8 protein-coding genes are annotated in these 11,089 nt (G+C 65.6%); 2 read left to right on the top strand and 6 right to left on the bottom strand.

All coding sequences use genetic code 11. The annotated features are described in order from the left end of the window. Positions 1–479: 479 nt before the first annotated feature. A complete protein-coding gene (locus tag GJ654_RS02895) occupies positions 480–1,034 on the bottom strand; it encodes a GNAT family N-acetyltransferase (RefSeq protein ID WP_155444606.1) in 555 nt (184 codons plus the stop codon). Between the two features lie 174 nt (positions 1,035–1,208). Between GJ654_RS02895 and GJ654_RS02890 the strand changes: the two genes are divergently transcribed. Together GJ654_RS02890 and GJ654_RS02885 are read left to right on the top strand one after the other, a co-directional pair. Then, positions 1,209–2,477 (top strand): Hsp70 family protein, encoded by a 1,269-nt coding sequence (locus tag GJ654_RS02890; protein ID WP_246664565.1) that lies wholly within the window; start codon positions 1,209–1,211, stop codon positions 2,475–2,477. 89 nt (positions 2,478–2,566) lie between these two features. Then, the gene (locus GJ654_RS02885) at positions 2,567–3,268 is read left to right on the top strand and encodes a Crp/Fnr family transcriptional regulator (protein WP_155444604.1); all 702 of its coding nucleotides are present in this window, start codon (positions 2,567–2,569) and stop codon (positions 3,266–3,268) included. Between the two features lie 188 nt (positions 3,269–3,456). Here the strand turns inward: GJ654_RS02885 and GJ654_RS02880 are convergent, their stop codons facing one another. From GJ654_RS02880 to glgB, 5 genes are all read right to left on the bottom strand, one after another. Further along, the gene (locus GJ654_RS02880) at positions 3,457–3,957 is read right to left on the bottom strand and encodes a hypothetical protein (protein WP_155444603.1); all 501 of its coding nucleotides are present in this window, start codon (positions 3,955–3,957) and stop codon (positions 3,457–3,459) included. Positions 3,958–4,053: 96 nt separating this feature from the next. Beyond that, the gene (glgX, locus tag GJ654_RS02875; protein WP_155444602.1) at positions 4,054–6,063 is read right to left on the bottom strand and encodes a glycogen debranching protein GlgX; all 2,010 of its coding nucleotides are present in this window, start codon (positions 6,061–6,063) and stop codon (positions 4,054–4,056) included. Next, entirely contained in the window at positions 6,060–7,514 is a 1,455-nt protein-coding gene (gene glgA / locus GJ654_RS02870; RefSeq protein ID WP_155444601.1) for a glycogen synthase GlgA, read from the bottom strand. The genes glgX and glgA overlap by 4 nt, the downstream gene beginning before the upstream one ends. Next, complete coding sequence (gene glgC / locus GJ654_RS02865; RefSeq protein ID WP_155444600.1) at positions 7,511–8,770, bottom strand: glucose-1-phosphate adenylyltransferase; 1,260 nt, start codon at positions 8,768–8,770, stop codon at positions 7,511–7,513. Before glgC ends, glgA begins: the two co-directional genes overlap by 4 nt. A gap of 62 nt (positions 8,771–8,832) precedes the next feature. Next, complete coding sequence (glgB, locus tag GJ654_RS02860; protein WP_155444599.1) at positions 8,833–11,085, bottom strand: 1,4-alpha-glucan branching protein GlgB; 2,253 nt, start codon at positions 11,083–11,085, stop codon at positions 8,833–8,835. Positions 11,086–11,089 lie beyond the last annotated feature (4 nt).

The following is an 11,089-nucleotide window of genomic DNA, read 5'->3' as shown; positions in this document are numbered from 1 at the left end:
TGCGGCGGCGCTGGAAGGTGAACGGTGTTCGACGCGTTCCTGTTGGGTGCGTAGGCTGCGGAAAATCGCTTTATAACAGAGGGTTGTGGTGAAACGCGCTTTCGCCTCCCCGTTTCACGTGAAACAAAACATGAACATTATTCCGACATATTGATGGTTTTGGCGGATTTTGCCGTTTTCACTTTTTGGAAAAACTGCGTCTTGCAGCTCTTTGGCGCTGGCCAAGCGGAGGCGTGGATTGCTTCGCTCCGCTCGCAATGACGGCATCCAGACCCGTCGGGCGATGCTTCGGGCGCAGGGCGACGCCGCGAAAGAATGGAATCTCGCGCTCTGCAAGACCCCCTCATCCGGCGCTGACGCGTCCCCTTCTCCCGCAAGGGGAGAAGGACGGCTCCGGGATAACGCCAAAGTCCCCCTCACCCCCGCCCTCTCCCCGCTTGCGGGGCGAGGGAGCAGTAGCGTGGAGTTGCTGGGGCGTCTTACTCCGCTGGCGTCTTCGAAAATTCTTTTTGCATCACTGCTAGGTCGATGCCGTCGACGAGCGCCGTGCTCAGGCCGTCGTCGAAGGGGAAGGGGAGGCGTTCGCCGGTCAGCGCGTAGCCGCAGCGCTCATAATAGGCGATCAGTTCGGTGCGCAGGCCGATCACCGTCATGGTCATGCGCGTCACGCCCCACAGGCGCCGGGCCGTCGCTTCCGCCTGCTCCATGAACCAGCGCCCTAAGCCGCGTCCCTGCAAGCCGGGGCGCACGACGAACATGCCGAGATAGCCGAGGTTTTCCCCGGCCTTTTGCAACTGCACCGAGCCGATCAGGGTTTTGTCGTCGAAGCAGAGCAGAAAAATTGTGTCCGGCTCCGCCATGAGTTTCGAAAGCCCGGGTTCGTCGATGCGGCGGCCTTCCAAAAGATGCGCTTCGGTCGTCCAGCCATTCGCGCTGCCGCCGCGATAGGCCGAGTTGATCAGGGCGGTGACGGCGGGGACGTCGGCGGCCTGCGCGGGACGCAGGATCAGGTCGTCAAGGGAATGCGGAACCATCGGCGCTTCTCGCAATGTACAAGGCAAGCGCACGTATTTACGCGCGCGAAAAAAAGTCGCCAAATGTTTTTCGTCGGCGAAAAAGAGAGTTTTGCTTGCCCCGCGCGGGCGACCCCTGTATCTGCGCGGTCCCTTGCCGTCGTTGGGCGGCGCCCCACCCGAGGATTTTTGCTCTTGAAAAACCCGACCGCCATCGGCGTCGATTTCGGGACGACCAACAGCGTCGTCGCCCTCGCGGACGCCTCCGGCGATGTCTTGGTGCGGCGCTTTGACACGCCCAACGGGTCCGTGGACGCCTATCGCTCCGCGCTGCTGTTTTTTCGCGAGGGGCGGCCGCCGCGCGCGCAGGTCACGCATGTGTCCGGGCCGGCGGCGCTCGACCGGGCGCTGGACGTGCATGGCGAACACCGGTTTTTGCAGTCGCTGAAAACCTATGTGTCCAGCCCGGTGTTTTCGGACACGCGGCTGTTTGGAAAAAAGTTTTTGATCGAGGATTTGATCGGCGTTTTTCTCGCCGACATTCTGCCGGCTGAGTTGCGCGGCCTGCCCATCGTCTCCGGGCGGCCCGTGGTGTTCGCGGGCGAGCGGCCGGACGAGGCGCTGGCGCTGGAGCGGCTGAGCGCCGCTTATCGCAATGCCGGCGTGGAAAAGGTGGATTTCGCCTATGAGCCGTTTGGCGCCGCCTATACCTATGGGCGCACGCTGACCCGGCCTGAAACCGTGCTGGTCGCCGACTTCGGCGGCGGCACCAGCGATTTTTCGGTGATGCGCTTCGATCCCGGCGGCGGGACGCTGAAGGCGGACGCGCTGTCCCACGCGGGTGTGGGCATCGCCGGCGACACCTTCGACTTCCGCCTGATCGACAATCTGGTGTCGCCGCGACTCGGGCGGAATTCGGCCTATCGCTCGTTCCAAAAGCGCCTGCCGATGCCGGCGCGCTATTACGCCGCCTTCGCCCAATGGCACAAATTGTCGCTGCTCAAGAGCGCCGACACGATGGCGGAGTTGCGCCGACTCGCCAAGGACGCGGAAAACCCGGAGGAGATCGAGAGCCTGATCGAGATCATCGACCACGATCTCGGCTACGAGCTTTATCTCGCGGTGAGCCGGTTGAAGGCGGAGCTTTCGGCCCGTGAGGCCGCGCCGTTCCGGTTCTCCGCCGCCGGGCTTGAGATCGACGAGGTCGTCGCGCGGCAAAGTTTTGAGGACTGGATCGCGGAGGACGTGGCGAGCCTGGAGGCGACCATCGATCTGGCGCTTCAACGCGCGGGCGCCGGGGCCGATGACATCGACGCCGTGTTCATGACCGGCGGCACGTCCTATGTGCCCGCCGTGCGTCAATTGTTCGCAGGGCGTTTCGGCGCGCAAAAACTTCGGTTCGGCGACGCTTTTTCCTCGGTGGCAGCGGGACTTGCGCTGGTTGCCGCGGATCGGGTGCGTTGAAAGTCGCAATCGACGGGCAAGCTGTTCTGTGACAGAGACTTGGGTGCAGCCAGGGACTCTGCGTCCCTCGGATTGCGCCGGACAAGACAATGACAGCCGATCACGACACTTTTTTGTCGCGCGCGCCGCTGTTCGTGGCCATGGGGCCGGAGCTCGCGCGCTCGACCGTTCAGAAGCACACACCCCGCTTTTACGAGCGGGGCGAAGAGATTTTTTGCGAGGGCGAGGCCGCCGATTCCTTCTTTTTTCTGATCGAAGGCTGGGTCAAGGTTTTTCGCCGGGGGGACGAGGGCGAGCAGGTCGTGGCCATTTTCTCGGCTGGAGACACGTTCGGCGAAGCCGCCATGTTCGTCGGCGGGCATTATCCGGCCTCGGCGCAAGCCGTGTCGCCCGCGCGCGTGCTGCAGATCGACGGCGCCGCGCTGCGCCGGGTTCTTCTTGAGAATCCGCAGGTCGCCTTCAGCATGCTGGCGTCGTTCTCGGACCATTTGAAACATCTGGTCGCGCAGATCGACCGGCTCAAGGCGCGCTCCGATGCGGAGCGGATCGCCGATTTCCTGCTGGCCCAGACCAAGGAAACCTCGGGCGCCGTGACCATCGCGCTGCCCTATGAGAAACCCCTGATCGCCAGCCGTCTCGGCATGAAGCCGGAGACTTTTTCCCGCGCCCTCGTCCGGCTGAGGGACCACGGGGTCAAGGTCTGTCGCGACGATGTGCTGATCAACGATGTTGGCGCGTTGTCGCGCTTTGCCGCGCGCCCGCCCGGGGCCGAGGCGCGGTCAGGCGGGTAATAAGTTTTCGCCGATCGCGAAGCGATCTTGCGGAAGCCGTATCAGAAATTCATGCGAACCGGCATCCCCTTCGCTCGAAAACGCTCTAAGCAAACATTCGTTGGTCGCCCAACGAATGTTTGCTCAGGTTCCTTTGTTTTCGCAGGATTTTCATCCGAAAACCGGGGGCCGCTTTTCGGAAATCCTGCTTAGGGCATGCGCGCCTCTCGCGTTTCCCGCGCCGCCGCCGCCTCGGCCATGCGGTGCGACAGTTCGTTGACCCGCCAGTCGAGGCCGGGCTTTTTCGCCGTGCCGTCCGCTTTGAGCGTGTGGACGATGCGCCGATCGTCGAAGCAATAGCTCGCTCCCGCGTGGGCGAGCTGGTTTTCGTGGCAGGCGCCGGCGAGCAGCGCCTCCTCGCGTTGCGCATAGAGCGCCTGCGCGGATGACACCAGCCAGCCGCCGAAGCCGAGCAGCGCCAGCGCCGCCACGGTCATTTGTTTGGATTCGTCCCGCAATCCCGAGGTCGCCCGCGCCCAGAAGGACGGGGGGCGCGGTTGCGCGACGGCGACGGGCCGCGAAGGCGCCGACCGCATGGGAAGCGGCATGATTTCGGGCCGCCGCTCCCGCTTCTGCTCCGCCTGCTTCAGGCGCTTGACGACGTTTTCATAGTCAAAGTCACTGGTGTGGAGGATTTTTTTGCCGCTCATGCTCGTACCGCAACCATTAGGGATGGCGGCAGACTGGCTCGCAAGTTTTTAAAAATAGCCCGAGAGCCGCGTTGGCATTTGTCGGGTAAATCTCGCTTAAATCCGAGGTTTCTTGTCGTCCTCAACGAAAACCGCCACCGCGCGGCCCGCGACGCCAGCGTCCACGGTCGGGTCGGGCGCGCCATCCTCGGTCGCGGTGTCGAGCGCGCGTCGCCAGTTTTTCCCGGCGCGCGGCGGCAGCGGACAGGCGACAAACGTCGTTCCAGCGTTGAGCAGCAGCGCCGCGCGGGACGCGCCAACGCTGAAGACGGCGGCGAGGAAATGACGATCGTCCCAGGCGTCCGGCGTCAGCGGCGCGCCGTCCTCGCCGAGCCATTGGACATCCGGCGGCGCGTCGCCCCGCGCCTCGCCGGTCAGGAAATTCTCGTCGGTGAAGGCCGGCGTGGCGCGGCGGAGCGCCAGCGCGCGGGCGGCGAAGGCGAGCAGGCGCGGATCGGCCCGCTCCCAGTCGATCCAGGAGACCTCATTGTCCTGCGCATAGGCGTTGTTGTTGCCGTTCTGGCTGTGGCCGAATTCCGCGCCCATCGACAGCATCGGCGCGCCACGGGAAAAGATCAGCGTGGCCAGCAGGGCTCTTTGGTCGCGCCGGCGCGCCGCTTTGATGGATTCGTCGCGCGTCGGGCCTTCGACGCCATTGTTCCAGGAATGGTTGCAGTCGGTCCCGTCGCGATTGTTCTCGCCATTGGCCTCGTTGTGCTTGCGCGCATAGGAGACGAGATCCGCCAGCGAGAAGCCGTCATGGGCGGTGATGAAATTGATCGAGCGCGACGGCGGTTTTTTCCCGGCGAACAGGTCGGCCGAGCCGGCGACGCGGGTCGCCAGTTCGCCTCTCATGCCGGCATCGCCGCGCCAGAATTTTCGAACCGCGTCGCGGAACCTGTCGTTCCACTCGCCCCAGTTGGCGGCGAATTGGCCGATCTGGTAGCCGCCGGGACCGATGTCCCAGGGTTCCGCGATGAGTTTCAGCTCGCGCAACGCGGGGTCCTGGGCGATGGCGGTCAGCAGGGGGGCGTGGGGATCGAAGCCGCTGGCGCGGCGCCCGAGCGTGGTCATCAGGTCGAAGCGAAAACCGTCGACGCCGCCAAAAATCGCCCAGGCGCGCAGGGCGTCCATCGCCAGCCGCACCACGGCTGGATGGTCCGCGCGCAAAATATTGCCGCAGCCGGCGTCGTTGATGTAGGCGGCGGGATTTTCGGGGCTCAGGCGGTAATAGGCGGGGTTGTCGAGGCCGCGCAGCGAGACGGTCGGGCCGTCGCCGTCGCCTTCGCAACTGTGGTTGAGCACCACGTCGATCAGCACTTCCAGCCCCTCCGCCTGCAGGGCGGCGACGGCGGCGCGCACCTCGGCCCAGCCGCCCGGCGCGAGGCGCGGGTCCGGGGCGAGCGGGGCGATGGGGTTGTAGCCCCAGTAATTGGTGAGACCGAGCTCTTGCAGGTGGCGCTCGTCGAGCCAGGCGGCGCAGGGCAGCAGTTCGACCGTCGTGACGCCAAGTCCTTTGAGGTGTGCGATGGCGGCGGGATGGGCGAGGCCGGCGAACGTCCCGCGCGCCGCTTCCGGCAGGTTTTTTAGCCTGCGGGTGAAGCCGCGCACGTGCAGTTCGTAAATGATTGTGTCGCGCCACGGGATTTTGGGGCGGCGCGCCGGCGCCGGCTCGGGCGCGCAGGCGCGCGCCTTGGGGGCGTGGGGACCGCTGTCGTCCCCGGAGGCCAGAAAGTAGGACTCGTGCAGGCGCGGCGCGTCGCGCAGTTCCAGGGCGAAGGGATCGAGCAGCAGTTTTCGCGGGTCGAAATACAGTCCGCGCTCCGGCGCGAACGGGCCATGGGCGCGAAAACCGTAGAGGGCGCCGGCTTGCAGGCCGGGAACAAAACCATGGAACACCGGGCCCGTGCGTCCGGGCAGGCGCAGGCGGGCGGTTTCATGCTTGCCGGTGGCGTCGAACAGGCAGAGGTCGATGCTTTCGGCCGTCTGCGAAAAAACCGCGACATTGGCGCCGCCCGCGACGAGCCGCAGGCCCAAGGGCTCCGGCGCGCCGGCCAGGATTTTCATGGCGCGGGTTGCGCCAGGGCGCGGAAGATTTCGGCGTAATGTTTGGCCGGATGAGTCCAGCTGACATCGGTTTTCATGCCGTTGGTCTGGAGCTTCTTCCAGAGTTTTTTCTGGCGGAACAGGTCCGAGCCGCGCCGCAGCGCGCCCGAAAGGGCTTCGGAGGTCGCCGGCGCGAATTGCAGGCCGGTGGCGCAGCCCGCCTGCAGCGCCATCTCGTTGGCGTCGATGACGGTGTCGGCGAGGCCGCCGACGCGCGCCACGATCGGCGCCGCGCCATAGCGCAGCGCGCAAAGCTGGGTGAGGCCGCAGGGCTCGAACCGCGAGGGCACGAGGATGGCGTCGGCGCCGGCCTGCACGAGATGGGCGAGCTTTTCCTCATAGCCGAAATAAACGCCGACGCGCCCGTCATGGGTCTGCGCCGCCTCCTGGAAGGCGGCCTCCAGCCCGGGATCGCCGGACGCCAGCAGGGCCAGTTGGGCGTCGCAGGCCTCGAGCGCCGGCAGGCAGCCGAGCAGCAGATCGAGACCCTTTTGCCAGGAGAGGCGGCTGACCACGCCGACCAGAAACGTCTTGTCGTCGCGGGCGAGGCCGAAGCGTTCCTGCAGCGCCTTCTTGTTGGCGGCGCGCCCGGTCAGGCTTTTCGCCGAATAGGGATGCGCGATCAGCGGATCGGTCTCGGGGTTCCACACATGGGTGTCGATCCCGTTCAAAATGCCGGACAGGTCCGCCGCGCGCGTGCGCAACAGCCCGTCGAGCCCCATGCCCGCGTGCGTCGTCTGGATTTCCTGCGCATAGGTGGGGGACACCGTGGTGATGCGGTCGGAGAGCAGCAAGCCGGCCTTCAAGAAACCGACGCCGCCGTAATATTCGACGCCCTCGATGGAAAAAGCCTGGGGCGGCAGGCCGAGCTGGCCAAAAATCTCCGGCGGGAACTGGCCCTGGAAGGCGAGATTGTGGACGGTGATGACGCTGCCGGGGCGCGGGCCCTCGCTGTAATGCAGATAGGCGGCGGTGAGGCCCGCCTGCCAGTCGTGGGCGTGGACCACCTGCGGGACGAAGGCCGGCACAAGGCCTTGGCCGATCAGCGCGCCGACCTTGGCGAGCGCGGCGAAGCGCAGCGCGTTGTCGCCGAAATCCTTGCCGTCGGCCGCCGCATAGGGGCCGCCCTCGCGCATGTAAAAGCTTGGGGAGTCGAGCACGAACAGGGTGAGCGCGCCCACTTTCGCGGCGAGAAGTTTTGCCGGGGCTCCGAACAGATCGTCAAAGGCGGCGACCTCCTCGGCCTTTTTCAGCGCCGCCATCACCGGGCGATAGCCGGGGATCAGGCTGCGCACCGCCACGCCCTCTGCCTCCAGGGCGGCGGGCAGGGCGCCCGCGACATCGGCGAGGCCGCCGGTCTTGATCAGCGGAAAAATCTCGGAGGCGACCGAGAGAACGTTCAGGCTTTTCATGTCAGGCGGTCGATCATCGGTTGGGTGATGAGGCAGATGCCGCCTTCGCTGCGGCGGAAGCGCTCGGCGTCGAGTTCGGGGTCCTCGCCCACCACCAGCCCCTCGGGAATGGTGACGGCGGCGTCGATGATCACCTTGGTCAGCCGCGCGGAGCGGCCGACGTTGACATCCGGCAGGATCACGCAGCCGTTGGCGCTGGCGAAGGAGTTCACCCGCACATTGCTGAACAGCAGCGTTTCGCGCAGCGAGGCGCCGGAGACGATGCAACCGCCCGACACCAGCGACGACACCGCCTGTCCGCGCCGCCCTTCGAGGTCGTGGACGAATTTGGCCGGCGGAGTCAGTTCGGAATAGGTCCAGATCGGCCAGTCGCGGTCGTAGATGTCGAGTTCCGGGGTGACGCCGGTGAGGTCGATGTTGGCGGACCAATAGGCGTCGAGCGTGCCGACATCGCGCCAATAGGCGGTCGTCTCCTTTTCCGAGCGCACGCAGGAATCGGAGAACCGATGCGCGACCGCCTTGCCGTTCTTGACGATGTAGGGGATCAGGTCCTTGCCGAAATCGTGGCTCGAATTCGGGTCGGCGGCGTCCTTCGCCAGCAGGTCGAACAGGAATTTGGTGTCGAAGACATAGATGCCCATGCTGGCGAGGCAGGTGTCGTCCGAGCCGGGAATGGTTGGAGGGTCCTTTGACTTTTCGACAAAGCTGGTGATGCGGCGGTTCTGGTCAATGCCCATCACGCCAAAGCCGGTCGCCTCGGCCCTGGGGACTTCGAGGCAGCCGACGGTGACGTCGGCGCGCGCGTCCACATGCTGTTGCAGCATGAGCTCGTAGTCCATCTTGTAGATATGATCGCCGGCGAGAATGACGATATATTCGGGATGATAGTCGAGCACGATGTCGGCGTTCTGGTAGACGGCGTCGGCGGTGCCGACATACCATTTGTCCTCGGAGACGCGCTGCGAGGCCGGCAGGATGTCAAAGCTTTCGTTTCGCTCGGCGCGTAAAAACGTCCAGCCGCGCTGAAGGTGGCGGATCAGGCTGTGCGCCTTGTACTGGGTGGCCACGGCGATGCGGCGGATGCCGGAATTCAGCGCGTTGGAGAGGGCGAAGTCGATGATGCGCGTCTTGCCGCCGAAATAGACGGCGGGCTTGGCGCGGCGGTCGGTCAGCTCCATCAGGCGGGAGCCGCGCCCGCCGGCGAGCACATAGGCCATGGCCTGGCGGGCGAGCGGGGCGTGAGACTGGGCCGGCATATGGTTTTCCTTGCGATTTGGGCCGGGAATAGGAGCTTGCTGTTACATTGGCATGAATCCGGTCAATCCGGATCAAGAATCAGCATCAGCGCGGCCAGGGGCGGCGCATTGACCCGCGCGGAAGCGGCAAAATTCCTGTGCGGATGAGGGTGGGCCGTGACGCCGCCGAGATTGCCCTGGCCGGAGCCGCCATAGAGCGCGGCGTCGGTGTTGAGGATTTCACGCCAGCGCCCGGCCTGGGGCAGGCCGATCAGATAGTCCGGGCGCGGCACCGGGGTGAAGTTGACCACGAAAGCCACGGTCGGCGCGCCGGGGCTGCGGCGCACCCAGGACAGCACGGAATTTTCGGCGTCGTCGGCGTCGATCCATTGAAAACCGTCGCCCTCGCAGTCGCGGCCGTGCAGCGCCGGATGCTCGCGATAAAGCCGGTTGAGGTCGCCAACCAGCCGCGACAGGCCTTGATGGGGCGCATATTGCAGCAGATGCCAGTCCAGCGCGCGGGTCTCGGTCCATTCGCTGGTCTGGCCGAACTCCTGGCCCATGAACAAAAGCTTTTTGCCCGGATGCGCCCACATATAGGCCAGAAAGGCGCGGGCGTTGGCGAAGCGCTGCCATTCGTCGCCCGGCATCTTGCCGATCAGCGGCCCCTTGCCGTGAACGACCTCGTCGTGGGAGATCGGCAGGATGAAATTTTCGGAGAAGGCGTAGAGCAGGCTGAAGGTGAGCCATTGATGGCTCCAGCGGCGGTAGACCGGGTCCTTGCTGATGTAGCGCAAGGTGTCGTTCATCCAGCCCATGTTCCATTTGAAGCCGAAGCCGAGGCCCCCGGCGTAAACCGGCGCCGACACGCCCGGCCAGGCGGTGGACTCCTCGGCGATCATCATCGCGCCGGGATAGCGCGCGTAGACCAGTTCGTTCACCCGTTGCAGGAAGGCGACCGCATCGAAATTCTCGTTGCCGCCGCGCTCATTGGGCAGCCATTCCCCCGGTTTGCGCGAATAGTCGAGATAGAGCATGGAGGCGACCGCATCGACGCGCAGCCCGTCGATGTGGAACTGCTCGAACCAGTAGAGCGCGTTGACGGCCAAGAAATTCGCGACCTCGCGGCGGCCGAAATCGTAGATGGCGGTGTTCCAGTCGGGGTGGAACCCCCGGCGCGGATCGGCGTGCTCGTAGAGCGCGGCGCCGTCGAAATAAGCGAGGCCGTGGGCGTCCACGGGGAAATGCGCGGGCACCCAGTCAAGGATGACGCCCAGGCCCTCGCGGTGGGCGCGGTCGACAAAACGCCTGAAACCGTCGGGATCGCCGAAGCGCGAGGTGGGGGCGAAGAGGCCGATCGGCTGGTAGCCCCAGGAGGCGTCGAGCGGATGTTCGGAGACCGGCAGCAGTTCGAGGTGGGTAAAACCCATGTCCCGCGCGTAGGGAATGAGGCTGTCCGCGAGTTCGTCGTAGCTGAGGAAGCGGCCATCGGCTTCCACGGGGTCGTGCGCGCGTCGCCACGAGCCGAGATGGACCTCGTAGATCGACATGGGCGCGCGGCGCGCGTCGGTTTTTTCGCGCGCGCTCAGCCAGTCGGCGTCGCCCCAGGCGAAGGCGGGGTCGCTGGTGACAAGGCTGGCGGTTGAGGGGCGCAATTGCTGCTGCTGGCCGAACGGGTCGGCTTTCAACGGCAGGATGTGCCCTGTCGCGCCGAGAATTTCGTATTTGTAGAACACGCCGGGCGCGAGTTCGGGAACGAAAATCTCCCACAGGCCGGAATCGATGCGCTTGCGCATGGCGTGGCGGCGGCCGTCCCATTGGTTGAAGTCGCCGACCACGGAAACGCGCTGGGCCTGCGGCGCCCAGACGGAAAAGTGCACGCCGGCGACGCCCTCATGGGTGAGGGCGTGGGCGCCGAGGCGCTCATAGAGTTGCAGATGCGCGCCCTCGACCAGCAGATGGTCGTCGAGCGGGCCGAGCAGCGGGCCGAAGCGATAGGGGTCGTCCCATTCCCAGGCGCCGGAAGAGTTTTCCGCGCGCAGCCGATAGGCGACGGGGCTGGGCCTTTCGGTCACGCCTTCAAAGAAATCCTTGCCGCGCGATGACAGCGCAATGGTTTCGCCGCCCTCGATCAGCGCGGTGACTTTTTTCGCGCCGGGGACGAGCGCGCGGATGCTCGTACCGCCCGGGACGGCGTGGGGACCGAGCACGGCGAAGGGGTTTCCGTGGCTCCCGTTGGCGAGCGCGGCGATTTCGTCTTTATGGACGCGATGGTCCTTCGCGCTTTTTTCCGCGCTTTTTTCCGCGCCTTGGGCGCGCTTGGGGGTCTTGCTCATGTCG

The sequence above is a fragment of the Rhodoblastus acidophilus genome, assembly GCF_009720655.1.
GTDB classification, from domain to species: domain Bacteria; phylum Pseudomonadota; class Alphaproteobacteria; order Rhizobiales; family Beijerinckiaceae; genus Rhodoblastus; species Rhodoblastus acidophilus_A.
This window is presented reverse-complemented; position numbering and strand designations above follow the sequence as displayed.